Here is an 18,281-nt window from a genome sequence, read left to right on the forward strand (position 1 = left end):
ACTGGTTGTTTGTATTACATATCAATACAGTCATATTGGTAGCAGGCGATGCCTCCATTAGAGAATACGAGATAAACGTATAGATAATAACCATTTTTGGCAACTTTAAATACGACATCTCCGGTTCCTTCGGTGTTTTGACCGGAATTCTCGAGACCTCCATATATCTTGTCCGGACATACTATTATTTGGTTGTCGAACGAGCCGCTACTAAGATCATACATACGGACAGCATCAGAACCAGTTACGGCATAGTTGAAACTATTTACATGATTGTAAATGATATAAGGTACTTTGTTGAACACGGCATAGTCTACGGCATTGATAATTGTGTTACCCGGAGCACCCGTATTTGCCGCTTTTATGCTATTGTCTGTTCCTTTAAACCAGTAGAAATAGCGTTTGGCAGAAGTATCTGTGACATGGCTGGCCAAGAAATAGTCACTTTGAGTATCAGTGTCATCAGCATAAATCACATCCGCCCATTTAATCCAGTTTGAAGTCAGTAGAGAGGAACTCATAATGACAAATTCCGGACTTTGTGATTGTAAAGTACCATTTATGACACGCCAACGGGCGAATTGCACTTTACTATCCTTTTGGAATACCGGAGTTGTGATAAGGGCATTGGCATCCAAATCTCCTTGGATAGAGATCTTCCAACCAAATCTTATGTTAGTGCCAGTTTTATATTCAATATATTTCTGTGGTTTCTCATTCACTCCATTAGCTTTCCATACAGTGAAAGTACCTCCTGATGGAGTATAGCTGCAGAATAAAATATTATTTCCCCGATCTGCTGTTGCATGGAAGTTTGAATTATCACCGGCAAATTGGCTGATATCCATAGAACCTGCTATTTCTCCGGTCTGGCTATTTAAGTAAATGGCACGATCATTGGCACGTTCGTTGATGACAACATATTTGTCGACTACTGCAAGTCCGGTTACTTTACCCGGTAGCAGAATACCGCTTATTTCAGATAGTCTTTTAGACCATAATAGCTTACCGCTTCCTTGGCGAATACCTGCAACAGTTTTTTGCGGAATATCTTTTTTTACCGTATATGTTGCTTTATCTATACCATTCTGTGCTGTGACAACAATGGTCTGTTCTTGTTCATAGTCTAGTGCTTCTGTTTCGGGGTTGGGACTGCATGTTGCTCCATGTGAGATATCAATGTTAGCTATCTGCTCCCCTACATTATCTATGGTTACTAATGAAATTGTTTTTTCGTTTTCATTAATGACTCCCAATAGCCCTATGGCAGGAATATCGAATTTGGTGATACTACATTCGTTGCTCTTACGGATTTCACCTATTACTTTGAATTCGGTACTAGTCCCGGAGGTCTGATCTTTCACTGTGATATAGTTGTCTTGGGTAAGATCCATATAAAGTAATGGTGGAGTTACACTGACATTATTCGCTAAACTGGCACTCAATCTTACCCGTTTTAGTGCAGAGGTCGGCAATACATTATCCGACAATTTGGGATAATTGTATGGGAAAACAAATGTGATTGAATGATTGGTATAATCTATCTCACCTTTGAAACTATTTTCGCTGCTGTCATCGTTCGGAAACGATGCAGTGATGCTGTTGATACCTTCGCGTTGAATGTCAGAACCCAACTCTTCAGGACTGTGACAACTAGTTACTCCCCATAGAAGAACTAATGCCTGGATGATTGATATAATTTTGTTTTTCATTGTTCTAAGAGTTTTATTGTTATTTCCATTCATCATATTGCTCAATCAATGAGTTATTCTTCAATTCTTCAGACGGTACAGGAAGGACATATAATTTCTTTATAAACTTGCGGTCCTGCCCGTCGCAATCAACATATTCGTATGTATTGGTAGCGCCAATGATTTTGAAGCCATGTGTGCGATAGTTGTTGTATTCAATATGGGCTAATTCCCAACGACGCATATCCCAGAATAAATGACCTTCATAGGCTAGTTCAACCTTTCTTTCATTTCTGTAATCTTTGAACCAAGCCTCGCCTGTAGAGGATTTACCCGGTAAATTCACTTTTACTCTGGCGCGTACCTCATTCATTGCACTTTGGGCTTCCCCGATCTTATTGAGTCGATAAGCTGCTTCTGCTTTGTTCAATAAAACTTCTGCATAGCGAATTTCAACCCACGGTTGGGCGCTTTTCCCATTTTTGACGTCTGTTAGCGTTTCATCTAACAATTTCCTTAAAAAATAACCGGTTGTGGTTTTGCCGTATGAAGTACCCTGTTCCCGGTAAGGCATAAACACACCATTCTTTCCGTCAAGGCTGCAATCCATCTTTTTCCCTTTCCAGGTACATCCTCTATAGATTACAGTTGCGGCGAAGCGAGGTTCCAGTTGGTCGTATGGAGGAGTTTCATCAGTAATGCCATGCCAGGGTGTCCAGTCTATCTTTTCTCCATTTTTGCTTTCATAACATTCTACCATTTCCTGGGTAGGAGTTCCTGTTGAACCATTGTCATAACCATCACATTGTGGTACATAATACCGGTCGAAAAGATGATTAGGCCCGTTGGCAGCATCATAATCAAACTCCAGAATCGCTTCTTTATTATTCCCTTTCCATGCATCTTCATATTTGTCCGTCAGACCATATAGTTTGAGTGCAATTACATTATTAGCAGCATCATAGGCATCCTGCCAACGTTTGGCATATAACATAGCTCTTGATTTCAGTGCATAGGCTGCTCCTTTGGTGATACGCCCTTTATTTGCCGCATCCCATTCCTTGGGTAAATTATTGGCTGCAAAATCAAGATCGTCAGCTATGAATTGCCAGGTTTCTTCAGCACTGCTGCGGGCTTTATTAGTTGATACCGGCAGATCGTCATACAAGATGACACCTCCATGTCTTTTGGCTAACTGGAAATATACAAATGCACGGAAAAAGCGTACTTGAGCTTCCCAAAGCTTATTTCTGTCTGCTGAAAATTCGGAATATTTTCTTTGTAGAGATAGAAATTGGTTTGTTTCTCGGATCTGTTTGTATGCTGTTGAACGTAGCCAGATACTGTATAGACAGTTATCCGGAGAGATAGCATCCGGTGTAAGTACATAAAGATTAGGATGGCCGGCTCTGTGTCCCAGCGTATATGAACCATACTTAAATGCGTCAGTCAGACTTTCTGTAAAACTTCCGTAGAATTGGGCCTCCCCGAATTGACCGTAATCATGCAGGAGGGGATAGAAACTATTCACATATTTGTCAACCTGGGTTTCATCTTGCCAGATGATTTCATCACTAACGGTAGTCGTTTGTTTTACTTCATCCAGCCAGTCGTTGCACGAACTTAAAGTCAGCAACATAAAGAAGAGTGATATATTAATACATAACTTTTTCATATAGCGTATATTTTAGAATGTGATTTTAGCTCCAAGTGTATAAGTCCTTTGTTGCGGATAATATCCATTGTTTACAGCTGGAGATTCCGGGTCGATGTTGTACTTGGACACAGCGCTGAAAGTCAGAAGGTTGTATCCCTCAACATAGAGGCGAAGAGCTTCCACTCCCAATGGACTCAACCATTTTTTAGGGAAATTGTATCCTATTTGCGCTGTTTTTATTCTCAAATAGTTTCCGTTACGATACCAGAATGTGGAGGCCAGCCCGTTATTCAAACTTCTCGGATTGATTTCCAGACAAGGGAACTCTGCATTTGTATTTTCGGGTGTCCAGGAGTTTGCCACCAGATAGACTGGTGCATTGCCATTCTGATAGAATGGACGCGTGAAGGCCGTAGCGCTTTGGATTCCGGATGAACCGGTTGCCGTATATACTCCGGTTAATGCAACATCGCTGCCAAGCCCCCATGATGCTAAAATATCAAAATCGAATCCTTTCCAGTTACCAAATAAATTGAAAGAACCTGTGTGGGTCGGCCTTGAACTTTTACCTACATACCCCTGATCTTGATTGACGGTTATAATACCGTCTCCATTTCTATCCATATACTTGATATATCCGGGATAAGCCGGTCGGTCGGGCATGGTAGCGGAGTTGGCTATCTCTTCCTCACTCTGGAACAATCCCTGGGCAATGAATCCCATTTTCGAACCGATTTGCTTTCCGGTCAGTCGTCTGTATTCCGGTGTGTTTTCAGAGTCACCTGCATATTTGAGCCACCTTCCGTATGCGTATGACCAGATTAATTTGGCTCCATAGCTGAAACTTCCGATTCTGTTCTGATGTGTAAAGGTGACATCAAAACCCTTATAATCTGCTTTATTAACGTTGGCAGTTGAAAAATAATAGCCTCCCATGGAAGGAGTGTGCGAACCGGTTACAGAAGATAATTTGTCATATTCATATTTATAAAAAGCATCCAGTTCCATTCCTAATAATCCATTCCATAAAGTTACATCTATTCCGATATTATAGTTGAGGCATTGCGCCCATGTCAAATTGGGATTTCCCAATACGGACGGATAGATAGCAGTTTGACTGGCTCCGCCTATTACTACAGAATTGGGGGATGTGCTCATCGTATTTCTCCATTGGAAAGGCTGGATACCGCTGGTTGCAGTTTTTCCAATACCTGCTCTTAATTTCAGATTGTCTACCCAAGTAGCATGAAACCATTTTTCATTATTGATTCTCCAGGCAAGAGAGAGACCGGGCAGGGTGACCCAGCGTTTGTTCATACCACCAAACAGATAACTACCATCGTGGCGTAGTGAAGCCTCCAAATAATATTTGTCAGCGTAATTGTAGTTCAAACGACCTACAAAACCGGCTACACGTGTCTGGCTGCTGCTACCCGAAGGTATAGCAGGTTGCTCTTTCCCCTCTTTGGTGAATCCTGTGATTTGGTTCAACTCATCCAACTGAATGAAATCTAATCCGGTTCCCGTTACACCGAGATTGTTGCTATTACGTTCCCGTGTTTCGGCCAGTAATAATACTCCGATCGAGTGATCTCCAAATTTGTTATCATACGTGATACTGGTTTGCGTTGTGAACTCTTGGGCGCGTGATGCCGATTCGGATAATATAGGTGTATCTTTCAAAACACTGTAGTCCTTATGGTAGGTGAGTGTGGTAGTGGCTGCATTAGGTAAATCCATAATCATGACTTCATTCGGCTTGGTCAACTGTTTAGTCATCCCATGAACTAAGTCGTACGCTCCCTGGAATTTTAAACTTAATCCTTTAAGCCAAGGTGTGTCGTATTTCAGACTGAAATTAGACTGCATATATGATTGGTTGGACCTGTTATATCCTGAATCGTATATGGATGCGATAGGAGCTACCGGAGAACCGGAAGTCGGGGTTGAAACATCGTATATTTTCCCATTATATTCATAAGTGTCCTGTACGTATGGCAAAGCATAGCATACCTGTTGGGGAATATTCATCCAATCATCCGGATCGGCAGAAAATTTGGGAGCATCCCGTTTTTCTATACGCCCCGAAACACCTAATGACAGACTAAGTCCTTTAGCCAACTGTGCATCGATATTAGAACGAAGATTCATTCGACGGTATTTGAACTTATCTATATTTCCTTTTTCTTCCAGATAACCGATAGATGTGAAGAAACGAATCTTTTCACTTCCTCCTGATGCTGAAATATTATGATGTTGGCGAACACCGGTTCCATATACTTTATCGTACCAATTGGTATTTCCCCATCCGTCGACACCCTCGCGCATTTTGCGCACCATGTCGACAGTAAACACTTCCGTATCACCTTGTAGAAGACGGGCTTTATTGTACCAATAAGCATATCCCGGTCCGTCGAGCCATTCTTGTTCTTCTGCATTCTGGCTGATACCCACAGTACCTGTATAGCTAATGGTGACTTTATCTGTTTGTCCCTTTTTGGTTGTGACAATGAATGCTCCATTTGCGTCCAGACCATAAACGGCTACGGCTGATGCATCCTTTAATACAGACACAGATTCTATTTCATTCGGATCGAGTCCGTTGAAGTCACTTGCGCTTCTTCTGATGCCGTCAATAACATAGATAATACCACTTTGCCCGCGTATGGATAAGGAGGCATTATCCGCACCGGGTTGTCCACTGGCTTGTACGGCGGAAATACCGGCAACACGTGCACCGATGATATTACTGATTCCCATGGTTGGGGCTTTAAGGATTTCTTTATCGGAGACAGTAGATATGGCGGCGGTCAGACTACCGCGCTTTTGAGTTCCATAGCCTACCACTACGATTTCATCCAGCGAGGAAACATCTTCTTTAAGAGTGATATTGATATTCGTCTTATTACCTACTTTGACTTCCTGGCTGACCATTCCGATATAGGAGAATACCAATACGTCATTCTTATGGGCATTAATGCTATATTTGCCGTCAACATTTGTAATGGTACCGACATTCGTTGCACCCTTGACAGCTACAGATACGCCAGGTAATGGTTCATCATTACCATCTTTCACAAACCCTTTTATTACTTCTTGTGCAAGACAATCGAGAGTGCACATTAAAAGAGTAATAAACAACGAGGTTACTAACCTTGGATTCCATCTGATTTTCTTCATTGCATGATAAGTTTTTAAATATTAGATCGTCGATTTGAAATTTTAATTTCTAACAATAGTCTCTTTAGACCGGTTAACTAGTTAATGATACAAAAGTATTCTGTTTCAAAGATATGTGCGGTGGCAAAAACGAAAAACTATCTTCAAAAAACGAAGAATAATGCATCGTTAATCTTCTTTTGGCGTTTTTCTTTTTAAGAACCATTCGAAGAACTTATATATAGTTTCGTTTGATTCGGGAGTAGGATCATGTTTGGGCCTGTTCGTCATTGCCACTCGATGATGATAACCCAAAAGCCGGTTGACTGCAACAGAGTGATTTAATGGAATCCATCTGTCTACATTATCAGAATAACCTCCTGATACGAGAAATGGGCGAGGAGCCAATAAAGAATGGAGTTCATGTAAATCATGCCCCTCTTTACATAGTCTGGCATAGACACTTGTTGAAGAGTTATTGCCGTTGTTGCTCCAGATCTTTTTCCAGGGTGGGGGATAATACCCCAAGTACCAAGGTTCCCAATAATTGATATAATTATCTTTGGTTTCATCAAAGACGATACCCGGATCACTCCAGGCGGTGCAGGCAAACTTTTCATATAAACAAGAAGCAAACATAGCCCATTTAGCACCGTAAGAGTGTCCCATGATACCAATTCGGGTAGAGTCGACACTTTCGACTCTGGCTAATACTTCCCATGCATTGGCTGCCGCATAAGCAAGTACTGAAAGAGGTTGCATAGTGGAGTTGTTAATAGTCGGGTAATAGAGAGAGTAAGTCTTATCTTTGGTGGTCTGTCTAGTTCCTAATGAGAGAGTAACGAATCCTCTTTTGGTTAATTGGTAGGCGAAATCTCTATTAGCTTTTCCTCCCCATCCGATAGCTGTTTCCGGTTCGTAGAATACTGTGATAACGGCAGGATGTTTCCCTTTCTTATTTGGTTCCAGTAAATAGCCGTAAGTCTGTTCCAGAGGAGTCCAATAAAAACGCACTAAATGTTGTTTGAAATCTTCGCGTTCTGTGGTTTTTATAATCTCCAGTTTTTGATTGGTGATGATAGCCGGCCAATGACCGATCAGGTTCAACCATTTGTCTTTTATTTCTTTTCTTCGTTTTAGCCAATCGTCTGCGTTTTTGACTGTATCTCCATTGTAAAATAAAAGAGGATTGCGGTAAGTTCCAAATTTCTCCTGATACAGTGGTGGTGGGGTAAAGTAGGCGGATAGCTTCTCCCAGTTTCTTTTTGTCTGGTTAATCTCTAATCTTTTGCACCCCATTATTGAGGTGACCCCCAAATAAATAATAATAGGATAGATAATCGTTCTTGTTTTTCCTCTTATGGTATGTCTTTGCATAGTATTAATATCTAAAATGTATTTCGAAAGGTATGAAAACAAAGGTAGGTCATTCTCATGAATGATCTTAATGTCAAAACGAAAAACAGTCTTCAGAAAGCGTTTATTTTATCTTTGTCTAGTCTTTTTCTGCCGGTATTCAATAGGTGAACATCCTTTGAATTTTTTGAAAATCCGGGCAATGTTATTATAGTCTGTAAAGCCTACTTCCATTGCTAAATCGGCCAATGGACGGTCGGTTGTGAGCAGTAGATCTGCAAGATGATTACACCGGCAATTCAGAATATATTGGTATATAGAGGTATTCAGTGCGTTTTTGAATTTCACTTCGAAGTTTCTGCGGGATAGCGGAATGTTTGCAAGCAGAGACTCTATGGTCAAATCGGAACTGTAATGAGACTCTATATACTTCACTACTTCCAGAATATAAGGGTCTTTGATATTGTGTTTCTCCGTAGATTGCCGTAATTCGATGCGGATAGGATTGATAACAATATTGAAAGTACCTTCGTGTTCCTTTTTTATTTGTTGATGAATAAGTCTGCCGATAGAATATCCGCCTCTTTCTACTTCGAGCTCTATGGATGAAATGGGAGGGTCGGAAATATTACACATCAGTTCGTCATTGTCCACGCCTAATAAAGCAATTTCTTCCGGAATAGGAATATTCGTCATTTTGCAAGTTTCAGAAATGAATAGGGCGTGCGCATCATCACAGCAAAATAGGGCGACTGGCTTGGGGAGTTGCTGCAACCATTGGCTGACTTCCATTCTTATCTCGTCTTCCTGCTTATCCGATTCGAAACTGAAAAATTCGCCTCCGATGCGTTTTACTTCCTGCCGATACCCTTCGCAACGTTCGTCAGACCAAACCACCCCTTTAACGCCGAAATAAGCAAAATTGCGAAACATTCTCTTGGCAAAAAACTGGGCTGCCATTCTTCCCGTTCCTTTATAGTCGCCTGTCAGATTAGAGTAAGTGACGCTCCGGTGATGGTAGTTTTGTAGTACTACCGGAATATTCAGCTCCTTCTGCAAATCGATCGTATCATTATTCCACTGACCGATAATGGCGTCGGCTTTCCATTCTTTCGCCCATCTTAAAATGCCTTGTTCACCATGCATTGCGCTATAATAAGAAGGTAGTCGGTAAAAGAGCCAGGGGCCGTTTTCTTTGGAGTATTGGACAAGTCCCCGTAGCAGTTTCCTGTCAAATTCGCTTGAATAGTCTATCAATAGAAGAATCTTAATCATAGTTCTATGTTTTTCTTTAGTATAATGTAGGGATGCACAAATATAGAAGAATTCCTTTGTTTTCCTATAATAAAAACTTAATTTTGTAGCAAGAAAAACTTGTATGACACCCGGGTCTCGTGCTGTACGACACCCGGGTGTTGTTGTGTTCGACACCCGGGTCTCAGTATGCATGACACCCGGGTGTCGTACAAATTATGATAACTAACTTAAAAAGAAAGGAGCGTAAGATTATGTCTATCCCTTATGTAGTGAGAAAGAAAGCGGATTTATCATCCGGAGAACGGAAAGAGTTATGGTATGGTGTACCTAGTAAAATGCAGCGAAGAGGAGGAGTGAAAAATAAAGAACTTGCAGTACGGATGGCAAAGACAACAGGCTTTCATCGTGGGCAGATAGAAGGAATCCTGTCGGAGTTGGTTGAAAGTATTCAAGACCTGCTTTCCTCCGGTCATTCGGTGACCATTGAGGGATTGGGAACCTTTCAAACGGCACTGACCAGTCAGGGATGTGTGCTGCCCGAACAGGTAACGCCGGGGAAAGTTGCTATTTCACGCGTATATTTTGTGGCAAACTCAAAATTCAGCAGGGAACTGAAGAAGACAAAGTGTACCCGCATACCTTTTAAATATTATATGCCCGAAAGTATGCTAACGAAAAATATGAAGAAAGCAGACCGGGAACTGGAACAAACAGAATACGACATAGAAGAGCCGGAAATCGACGAATAGTTGAATAAAAAACAATATTGTCTTGTTAATTGAACAGAATTAGATTATATTTGTTCAGTGGTTAGAACAATATCTTGAAATATGATTAGAAGAGAAATACTAAAAGAAGTTCTATTAGATAATAGAAATGAGGTGGTCAAACATCAAGTTATACCTCGTAGCTTTCAGTTTGAAGAGTTTGGAAATTATGTATTTGTAGGTATCCGGCGAGCAGGAAAATCATTTTTACTTTATCAACGGATACAGGAACTTTTGCATAATGGGCATACTTGGAATGAAATGCTATATGTGAACTTTGAAGATGAACGTTTGATTGGAATGACGGCGGCAGATTTAAATCTCATACTGGAAGTACATGCCGAGATGTCAACAGACAGGCCGATGCTTTTCTTGGATGAAATTCAGAATATTGATGGTTGGGACAAGTTTGTTCGGCGATTGGCTGATAATAAATATAGGGCTTATGTGACAGGAAGCAATGCTAAAATGCTTAGTCAGGATGTAGCTACCACTTTGGGGGGACGATACATTACAGTACATGTATACCCTTATGATTTTAAAGAGTTTCTTTATGCTAATGGGGTTGAAGTTACAGAGAATTCTTTGTTTGCAACAGAGAGCCGGGCAGAAATAAAGCGTATATTCAATGATTATTTTCGTTCCGGTGGTTTTCCGGAAGGGGCATCGCTTGCCGCAAAACGGGATTATCTGACAAGTGTTTACCAAAAGATATATTTAGGAGATATTGCTGCAAGACATTCCATCGAAAATACTTTTGCTTTACGCATCCTTTTCCGCAAATTGGCCGAAAGTATAAAGCAACCGGTTTCGTTTACTCGTATAACTAATATTGTTGCTTCAACCGGAGTGAAAATATCGAAGAATACTGTCATTAACTACATGGAATATGCCAAAGATGCTTGCTTGCTGATTCCTATACAAAATATTGCGGATAAATTGGTGGAGCGTGAAACTAATCCGAAATATTATTTTGCGGATAATGGCATTCTCAATTTGCTTCTTTTGGATGCTGATACCTCGTTGCTTGAGAATTTGGTTGCTGTGACACTATTGCGGCGTTATGGGACGGACGATGCTGTATTCTTTTATAATAGAAATGTAGAGGTTGATTTTTATTTGCCTGATACAGGAGTGGCTATACAGGTCTGTTATACCATGAATCTCTCTGATGAGACTTTCCAACGGGAAGTTCAGGCATTAGTAAAATTGAATAAGGTATTTGAATGTCGGCAGTTATTGATAATAACGTATGACGATGAAGAACGGATTGAGTTGGAAAAATGTGCGATTGAGGTAATACCGGTTTGGAAGTGGTTGTTGGGTAAATAAGATAAATTAATACCCTCCCTGTCTTATTTATGAGATAAATCCCTATCTTTGTGGCACTTTTTACGAAAAAAGCAAATTCAAATTAATAGATATAGAAAAGAAAATGGCACAAGAAGACGTTTTTAAGAAGCTTGTATCGCATTGCAAAGAGTATGGTTTCGTATTCCCTTCGAGCGATATCTACGACGGACTAGGCGCTGTGTATGACTACGGTCAGATGGGCGTTGAATTGAAAAATAACATCAAGAAATACTGGTGGGACAGCATGGTGCTGTTGCACGAGAACATTGTCGGTATCGACTCTGCCATCTTTATGCATCCTACTATCTGGAAGGCTTCCGGACACGTAGACGCATTCAATGACCCTTTGATTGACAATAAAGACTCTAAGAAACGTTATCGTGCTGACGTGTTGATCGAAGATCAGCTGGCTAAGTATGACGATAAAATCAATAAAGAAGTAGCGAAAGCTGCCAAGAGATTCGGCGAATCTTTTGATGAGGCTCAATTCCGTTCTACCAACGGACGTGTATTGGAGCATCAGGCAAAACGCGACGCACTTCACACTCGCTTTGCTAAAGCTCTGAACGACGGTAATCTGGAAGAATTGCGTCAGATCATTATTGATGAAGAAATCGTATGCCCGATCTCCGGTACAAAGAACTGGACAGAAGTTCGTCAGTTCAATCTGATGTTCTCTACTGAAATGGGTTCTACTTCCGAAGGAGCAATGAAGATTTATCTTCGTCCGGAAACTGCACAAGGTATTTTTGTAAACTACCTCAATGTACAGAAGACGGGTCGTATGAAAGTTCCTTTCGGTATCGCACAGATTGGTAAGGCTTTCCGTAACGAGATCGTTGCCCGTCAGTTCATCTTCCGTATGCGTGAGTTCGAACAGATGGAAATGCAGTTCTTTGTAAAACCGGGAACTGAACTTGACTGGTTCAAGAAATGGAAAGAAATCCGTCTGAAATGGCATAAAGCTCTTGGATTCGGCGATGCAAGCTATCGTTATCACGATCACGATAAACTGGCTCACTACGCAAATGCCGCTACTGATATCGAATTCCTGATGCCGTTCGGATTCAAAGAAGTGGAAGGTATTCACTCTCGTACTAACTTCGACTTGTCTCAACATGAGAAGTTCTCCGGCAAGAGCATCAAATACTTCGATCCGGAACTGAACGAGTCTTATACTCCGTACGTAATCGAAACTTCTATCGGTGTTGACCGTATGTTCCTTAGCATCATGAGCGCATCTTATTGCGAAGAGCAATTGGAAAATGGTGAAAGCCGTGTGGTTCTGAAATTACCTGCTGCTTTGGCTCCGGTGAAACTGGCGGTTATGCCGTTGGTAAAGAAAGACGGTCTGCCTGAAAAAGCCCGCGAGGTTATTGACAGCCTGAAGTTCCACTTCCATTGCCAATATGACGAAAAGGATAGTATCGGTAAGCGTTATCGCCGTCAGGATGCTATTGGTACTCCGTACTGTGTAACAGTCGATCATCAGACATTAGAAGATAACTGCGTGACATTGCGTAATCGCGATACCATGCAACAAGAGCGTGTAGCTATCTCTGAACTGAATAATATCATCGCAGACAGAGTAAGCATCACTTCTCTATTGAAAACTTTACAATAAAACTTTGACGAATGAGTAAAAAGATCTATTTATTCTCCTTAGTATTGCTGGCTCTTGCATTCACTGCTTGCAGTGAAACGGAAGAGACGGGCAAATATGATAACTGGCAGGCACGTAATGAAGCTTTTATAGATTCAATAGCCAATGCTCATGCAAATACCGCTACACGTGGTCAGTTGGATTCTATTCATATGATTGCATATCCTGGAGTTCCTATCTATTTTAAAAAGAAAACTCCTGTGGGAGATGGGGTGATTCAAAATATTATCCCGCGGGCAACAGATGAGGTTACTGTATATTATAAAGGTTCTTATATCATTTGGGGTAATACTGGTGGTTATGTTGATAAACAAGATAACTTTATAGGGGAAGCGTTTGATGGCTCTTTTACTGAAGCGAATCCTAGCATTGATTTTTCAAGAACTGCGAACTTAACAATTAATGGGCTTGTGACTGGTTTGTCAGAGGTATTGCAACGAAGAAAAATTGGTGAACGTTTGGAAGTGTATGTTCCATGGAAATATGGTTATGGTAGTAGTGATTATACTCCAAAAGGTTCTTCGATTACTATTTTAGGTTATTCAACTTTAGTATTTGATATTCAAATGTTAAAGTGCGAAAAATAATCACTTATTATCATTTGGAATTTATTAAAATAAAGTTCCCTTATTCTAATCCTATTTCATCTATGGCAAAGGATAGAATAAGGGAGCTTATTATTAATATAGCATTGGTTTAGATATGATTTTTATTCTATGAATTATTTCTAAAACTGAAGTATTTCATATATTGTATTTCTACCAGGAGTAATACCATGGAAATTCTTATCTGCAGGTAAGTCATATCCTATAGGATTGTTCCATTTATCCCATACAATAGCTTGATTTGCATTCTTTTCATTTTCATCATCAATCCATAATCCTCATTGTCATGATGTCGTTTGACTACTCCTTATGTTTTGTTCCTTCTTGCTTATATTACAGAAGATTACATTTTTGATTTTTTATACTACTCTCCCTAATCTGCAAATGTGTTGGAATCGTCACCTGCTTGATAGTCTTATCTCCTTTTATCTGATCGATAAGTAGTTGGCAGGCAGTTTCTCCCATTTTATAGGTCTGATGTGATACTGCTGATAATTTCGGTTCCACATAATTAGCATGCTGCTCGTCTGTATACCCGATGATTGCCACATCATCCGGTATGCGGAGGCCATGGTTTTTGATAACTTCCATTGCTGCGAAAGCCAATGTGTCATTCATGGCAAGAATAGCGTCCGGAGGCTGTGGAAGTGATAGTAAAGTTTCTGTGGCAATCTTGCCTTCCTCATAATCAATCTTCCGGCAAACAACTAGCTCCTTTTTGATAAGAATACGATTCTCACGTAAGGCTTCCAGATAACCATGTTTTCTTCTCTTTACAATATCCAGATGATTAGCTCCTCCGATAAAAGCTACCCGCTCGCTTCCATTATCCAGGAGATGTTGTGTAGCCATCTGTGCGGATTGTGCCCCGTCTGCTATCACCGATGAAAATTGGTCGGTCAGGCAAACACGGTCGAACAGGATAAGTGGCATATTAATGTCTTTCAAGGTGGAGATGTGGGAGAAATCGGTTGTTTCTTGAGACAGACAGGCGATGATACCTTCCACACGCATATTGACCAGATTCTCAATATTTCTTTTTTCGTGCTCGTAAGACTCATGCGAGGTCGTGATAATCACGAAATACCCGTTGGCAATAGCCATATTCTCTATTCCATTCAGAATTGATGCAAAGAAATGAGTGACAATATCCGGGACTACCACTCCAATGATACGTGGCGCATTTTTCCGCAGGCTCATGGCAAAAGGATTGGGGCGGTAGTTCATCTCTTTAGCCAGTGCCTTTGCTTTGGCGCAAAGTTCACGGCTGATTTCCGGACTATCTTTTAGTGCCCTGGATACAGTAGGAATCGACACCCCCAATGCTTGGGCGAGATCTTTGAGTGAAGTATGTTTCCGGTTTTCCATTTGAAAGTCTGCAACTTAGATTCTTTTTACAAAGAAAGCACATTCTCGGAAAATTAAAAGCATCTGAAGCAATATTTTTTACGTAAACCGTTACGTTGGTTTTTCGACCGCTCTCTGCTGCACTGAAACTATTACTGACCTATTTTTGTCGCATACAAAATGATTTAAAACCTAAAAGTATGCAATACCATGAAATCGGAAAGACAGGGATGAAAGTATCATCTCTTAGTTTTGGAGCTTCTTCTTTAGGAGGAGTTTTCCATGATTTGAAAGAAAAAGAAGGCATTCAGGCTGTGTTTACCGCTGTTGAGGCAGGAATGAACTTTATCGATGTGTCTCCTTATTACGGACATTATAAAGCGGAAACTGTTTTAGGAAAGGCACTTAAAGATCTTCCTCGCGACCGTTATTACCTTTCTACCAAAGTGGGACGTTATGGAAAAGATGGAGTAAATCTGTGGGATTACTCTGCAAAGCGTGCTACCGAAAGTGTGTATGAGAGTATGGAACGTCTGAATATAGATTTTATCGATCTGATAAATGTACACGATGTGGAGTTTGCCGATTTGAATCAGGTGGTTAATGAAACTCTGCCGGCTTTGGTTGAGTTGCGTGAAAAAGGAGTGGTAGGACACGTTGGAATTACCGACTTGCAACTCGAGAACCTGAAATGGGTAATTGACCATTCACCAAGCGGTACGATTGAATCTGTGCTTAGCTTCTGCCATTATTGCCTGTGTGATGATAAATTAGCAGACTTCCTGGACTACTTCGAATCCAAAGAAATCGGCGTGATTAATGCTTCTCCCCTTTCAATGGGACTGTTGAGTGAACGTGGTGTTCCTGCCTGGCATCCGGCTCCCAAACCTTTGGTAGAGGCTTGCCGTAAAGCAATGGAACATTGCAAAGCTAAGAATTATCCGGTTGAGAAGCTGGCTATGCAGTTCTCCGTCAGCAATCCCCGTATAGCAACGACTTTGTTTAGTACGACTAATCCGGAGAATGTGAAAAAGAACATCGCTTTCATCAAAGAACCTATTGACTGGGAACTCGTTCGGGAAGTGCAGGAGATTATCGGAGAGCAGAAACGTGTAAGTTGGGCAAACTCATAAAACAGCGTCATTCGTATGGACTATACAATTATTGATGCGCACGCCCATCTGTGGTTACGACAGGATACTGTTGTGGACGGATTGCCTATCCGGACTTTGGAAAATGGCCGTTCGGAATTTATGGGAGAAATCCGGCAAATGGTTCCGCCCTTTATGATAGACGGAGTGAATAGCGCGGAAGTTTTTCTTTCGAATATGGACTATGCGCAAGTGGCTGCGGCTGTCATTACCCAAGAGTTTATTGACGGTATTCAGAATGATTATTTGTCGGAAGTCGTTTCCCATTATCCCAACCGTTTCTTTGTTTGCGGAATGTGTGAGTTTCGCAAACCTGGATTTTTGGAGCAGGCGAAAGAGCTTATAACCAAAGGTTTTAAGGCTATAAAAATCCCTGCCCAGCGCTTGTTGTTAAAAGAGGGACGGGTAATGCTGAATAATGAGGAAATGATGCAGATGTTTCATTCTATGGAAGAACGGAATGTCATGCTCTCCATCGACTTGGCTGACGGAGCAACACAGGTTCCCGAAATGGAAGAGATTATTCAGGAATGTCCCCGCCTAAAAATAGCTGTCGGACACTTCGGAATGGTGACACGTCCGGACTGGAAAGAACAAATCCGCCTGGCACGTCATCCCAATGTGATGATTGAATCCGGCGGAATCACCTGGCTTTTCAATGATGAATTTTATCCTTTCAAAGGAGCAGTGAAAGCCATTCGGGAAGCGGCGGATTTAGTTGGCATGGAGAAACTGATGTGGGGATCGGACTATCCGCGCACCATTACAGCAATCACCTACAAGATGTCATACGATTTTGTGGTGAAGTCTTCCGAGTTGACGGAAGAGGACAAAAGACTCTTTTTGGGAGAAAATGCCCGGAACTTCTATGGATTCACGGATCTCCCCGTACTTCCTTACATCAAGAACATGTCCGAATGATAGAGAAAACATCCTTATCGTAAAACTAGATTTATACCATGAAAAAGAATACATATACAATACCTTTAGCGTTAGTTTTCTGCCTTTTCTTTCTGTGGGCGATAAGCAGCAATCTGCTTCCCACAATGATCCGGCAATTGATGAAGACATGTGAACTGAATACCTTTGAAGCCTCCTTTACCGAGACTGCCTACTGGTTGGCTTATTTTATTTTCCCCATCCCCATAGCGATGTTTATGAAACGTTACAGCTATAAGGCGGGAATTATTTTCGGACTGGTATTAGCAGCAATCGGAGGCCTGCTTTTCTTTCCTGCCGCCATTTTAAAAGAATATTGGGCTTACCTCTGTATCTTCTTTATTATCGCTACGGGAATGTGCTTTCTGGAGACAGCTGCCAATCCGTATGTGACGGTTTTAGGAGCCCCCGAAACAGCTCCCCGCCGATTGAACCTAGCGCAGTCTTTCAATGGACTCGGAGCTTTTATCGCTGCCATGTTTTTGAGTAAGCTCATCCTTAGCGGAGCTCATTACACGCGAGAGACCCTTCCTATAGATTATCCGGGAGGCTGGCAGGCCTATATCCAATTGGAAACGGATGCCATGAAACTTCCTTATCTGATATTGGCTATATTGTTGATTGCCATAGCTGTCGTCTTCGTCTTTTCAAAATTGCCGAAGATTGGGGACGAAGGAGAAACGGCTTCTTCTGATAAAACGACTTCTTTGGGTAAAACGAAAGAGGGCAGCCAGAAAGAAAAACTGATAGACTTCGGTGTATTGAAGCATTCACACTTGCGGTGGGGAGTGATTGCGCAATTCTTCTATAACGGCGGACAGACGGCGATAAACAGTCTGTTCCTGGTTTACTGTTGCACTTATGCCGGATTGCCGGAAGATACAGCGACTACCTTCTTCGGATTGTATATGCTCGCATTTCTTTTGGGGCGTTGGATCGGTACCGGATTGATGGTGAAATTCCGTCCACAGGATATGCTACTGGTTTACGCCTTGATGAATATTCTTTTGTGCGGGGTAGTGATGATATGGGGAGGTATGATCGGGCTATACGCAATGTTGGCTATCTCTTTCTTTATGTCTATAATGTACCCCACGCAGTTCTCATTGGCGCTAAAAGGACTGGGGAGTCAGACAAAGAGCGGTTCGGCATTTCTGGTAATGGCTATTGTCGGCAATGCCTGCCTGCCACAGTTGACGGCTTATTTCATGCACGCCAATGAGCATATCTATTATATGGCCTATTGTGTACCGATGATTTGTTTTGTCTTCTGTGCATATTACGGCTGGAAAGGTTATAAAGTAATCGATTAATAAATCTATTTATCAAACATATC

13 protein-coding genes are annotated in these 18,281 nt (G+C 41.4%); 7 read left to right on the forward strand and 6 right to left on the reverse strand.

The features are described from left to right. Window positions 1-14: 14 nt before the first annotated feature. The 5 genes from KQP79_RS09940 to KQP79_RS09960 all read right to left on the reverse strand — a co-directional run bounded on the left by KQP79_RS09940 (window position 15) and on the right by KQP79_RS09960 (window position 9,138). Window positions 15-1,712 carry a DUF5018 domain-containing protein gene (locus KQP79_RS09940; RefSeq protein WP_008776506.1) on the reverse strand — a complete coding sequence of 566 codons (1,698 nt, stop codon included), beginning with the start codon at window positions 1,710-1,712 and terminating at the stop codon, window positions 15-17. Between the two features lie 19 nt (window positions 1,713-1,731). Beyond that, a complete protein-coding gene (locus tag KQP79_RS09945) occupies window positions 1,732-3,366 on the reverse strand; it encodes a RagB/SusD family nutrient uptake outer membrane protein (RefSeq protein ID WP_004299618.1) in 1,635 nt (544 codons plus the stop codon). A gap of 12 nt (window positions 3,367-3,378) precedes the next feature. Next, complete coding sequence (locus KQP79_RS09950) at window positions 3,379-6,528, reverse strand: SusC/RagA family TonB-linked outer membrane protein (RefSeq protein WP_004299620.1); 3,150 nt, start codon at window positions 6,526-6,528, stop codon at window positions 3,379-3,381. Between the two features lie 168 nt (window positions 6,529-6,696). Beyond that, window positions 6,697-7,884: an alpha/beta hydrolase family protein gene (locus KQP79_RS09955; protein WP_008642909.1), complete on the reverse strand. Its 1,188-nt coding sequence runs from the start codon at window positions 7,882-7,884 to the stop codon at window positions 6,697-6,699. Between the two features lie 108 nt (window positions 7,885-7,992). Continuing rightward, window positions 7,993-9,138 (reverse strand): xylose operon transcription regulator XylR, encoded by a 1,146-nt coding sequence (locus KQP79_RS09960; protein WP_022199325.1) that lies wholly within the window; start codon window positions 9,136-9,138, stop codon window positions 7,993-7,995. Window positions 9,139-9,371: 233 nt separating this feature from the next. Here KQP79_RS09960 and KQP79_RS09965 point away from each other — a divergent pair, with 233 nt between their 5' ends. The 4 genes from KQP79_RS09965 (at window position 9,372) to KQP79_RS09980 (ending at window position 13,490) form a co-directional block, all read left to right on the forward strand. Then, window positions 9,372-9,869, forward strand: coding sequence for an HU family DNA-binding protein (locus tag KQP79_RS09965; RefSeq protein WP_004305143.1), 498 nt, complete (start codon window positions 9,372-9,374; stop codon window positions 9,867-9,869). Window positions 9,870-9,950: 81 nt separating this feature from the next. After that, entirely contained in the window at window positions 9,951-11,219 is a 1,269-nt protein-coding gene (locus tag KQP79_RS09970; protein WP_004324509.1) for an ATP-binding protein, read from the forward strand. Between the two features lie 103 nt (window positions 11,220-11,322). Beyond that, window positions 11,323-12,864 carry a glycine--tRNA ligase gene (locus KQP79_RS09975; protein WP_004299629.1) on the forward strand — a complete coding sequence of 514 codons (1,542 nt, stop codon included), beginning with the start codon at window positions 11,323-11,325 and terminating at the stop codon, window positions 12,862-12,864. A gap of 11 nt (window positions 12,865-12,875) precedes the next feature. After that, complete coding sequence (locus tag KQP79_RS09980; protein ID WP_004299631.1) at window positions 12,876-13,490, forward strand: FKBP-type peptidyl-prolyl cis-trans isomerase; 615 nt, start codon at window positions 12,876-12,878, stop codon at window positions 13,488-13,490. 351 nt (window positions 13,491-13,841) lie between these two features. Here the strand turns inward: KQP79_RS09980 and KQP79_RS09985 are convergent, their stop codons facing one another. Then, window positions 13,842-14,876: a LacI family DNA-binding transcriptional regulator gene (locus KQP79_RS09985; protein ID WP_061447964.1), complete on the reverse strand. Its 1,035-nt coding sequence runs from the start codon at window positions 14,874-14,876 to the stop codon at window positions 13,842-13,844. Window positions 14,877-15,055: 179 nt separating this feature from the next. Between KQP79_RS09985 and KQP79_RS09990 the strand changes: the two genes are divergently transcribed. From KQP79_RS09990 to fucP, 3 genes are read left to right on the forward strand one after another with little or no spacing between them, the layout of a single operon-like run. Further along, entirely contained in the window at window positions 15,056-15,988 is a 933-nt protein-coding gene (locus tag KQP79_RS09990; protein WP_087317084.1) for an aldo/keto reductase, read from the forward strand. Window positions 15,989-16,003: 15 nt separating this feature from the next. Further along, window positions 16,004-16,927, forward strand: a complete 924-nt coding sequence (locus KQP79_RS09995) for an amidohydrolase family protein (RefSeq protein WP_134978761.1) — start codon at window positions 16,004-16,006, stop codon at window positions 16,925-16,927. 38 nt (window positions 16,928-16,965) lie between these two features. Further along, window positions 16,966-18,258, forward strand: coding sequence for an L-fucose:H+ symporter permease (gene fucP / locus KQP79_RS10000; protein ID WP_004309619.1), 1,293 nt, complete (start codon window positions 16,966-16,968; stop codon window positions 18,256-18,258). Window positions 18,259-18,281 lie beyond the last annotated feature (23 nt).

The sequence above is a fragment of the Bacteroides sp. DH3716P genome (assembly GCF_025914115.1).
Lineage (GTDB): Bacteria > Bacteroidota > Bacteroidia > Bacteroidales > Bacteroidaceae > Bacteroides > Bacteroides ovatus.

What these genes read in the sequence shown, in the direction of transcription:
- KQP79_RS09940 (WP_008776506.1), bottom strand. Translation starts at nt 1,712, where the DNA reads ATGAAAAACAAAATTATATCAATCATCCAGGCATTAGTTCTTCTATGG.
- KQP79_RS09945 (WP_004299618.1), bottom strand. Translation starts at nt 3,366, where the DNA reads ATGAAAAAGTTATGTATTAATATATCACTCTTCTTTATGTTGCTGACT.
- KQP79_RS09950 (WP_004299620.1), bottom strand. Translation starts at nt 6,528, where the DNA reads ATGAAGAAAATCAGATGGAATCCAAGGTTAGTAACCTCGTTGTTTATT.
- KQP79_RS09955 (WP_008642909.1), bottom strand. Translation starts at nt 7,884, where the DNA reads ATGCAAAGACATACCATAAGAGGAAAAACAAGAACGATTATCTATCCT.
- KQP79_RS09960 (WP_022199325.1), bottom strand. Translation starts at nt 9,138, where the DNA reads ATGATTAAGATTCTTCTATTGATAGACTATTCAAGCGAATTTGACAGG.
- KQP79_RS09965 (WP_004305143.1), top strand. Translation starts at nt 9,372, where the DNA reads ATGTCTATCCCTTATGTAGTGAGAAAGAAAGCGGATTTATCATCCGGA.
- KQP79_RS09970 (WP_004324509.1), top strand. Translation starts at nt 9,951, where the DNA reads ATGATTAGAAGAGAAATACTAAAAGAAGTTCTATTAGATAATAGAAAT.
- KQP79_RS09975 (WP_004299629.1), top strand. Translation starts at nt 11,323, where the DNA reads ATGGCACAAGAAGACGTTTTTAAGAAGCTTGTATCGCATTGCAAAGAG.
- KQP79_RS09980 (WP_004299631.1), top strand. Translation starts at nt 12,876, where the DNA reads ATGAGTAAAAAGATCTATTTATTCTCCTTAGTATTGCTGGCTCTTGCA.
- KQP79_RS09985 (WP_061447964.1), bottom strand. Translation starts at nt 14,876, where the DNA reads ATGGAAAACCGGAAACATACTTCACTCAAAGATCTCGCCCAAGCATTG.
- KQP79_RS09990 (WP_087317084.1), top strand. Translation starts at nt 15,056, where the DNA reads ATGCAATACCATGAAATCGGAAAGACAGGGATGAAAGTATCATCTCTT.
- KQP79_RS09995 (WP_134978761.1), top strand. Translation starts at nt 16,004, where the DNA reads ATGGACTATACAATTATTGATGCGCACGCCCATCTGTGGTTACGACAG.
- fucP (WP_004309619.1), top strand. Translation starts at nt 16,966, where the DNA reads ATGAAAAAGAATACATATACAATACCTTTAGCGTTAGTTTTCTGCCTT.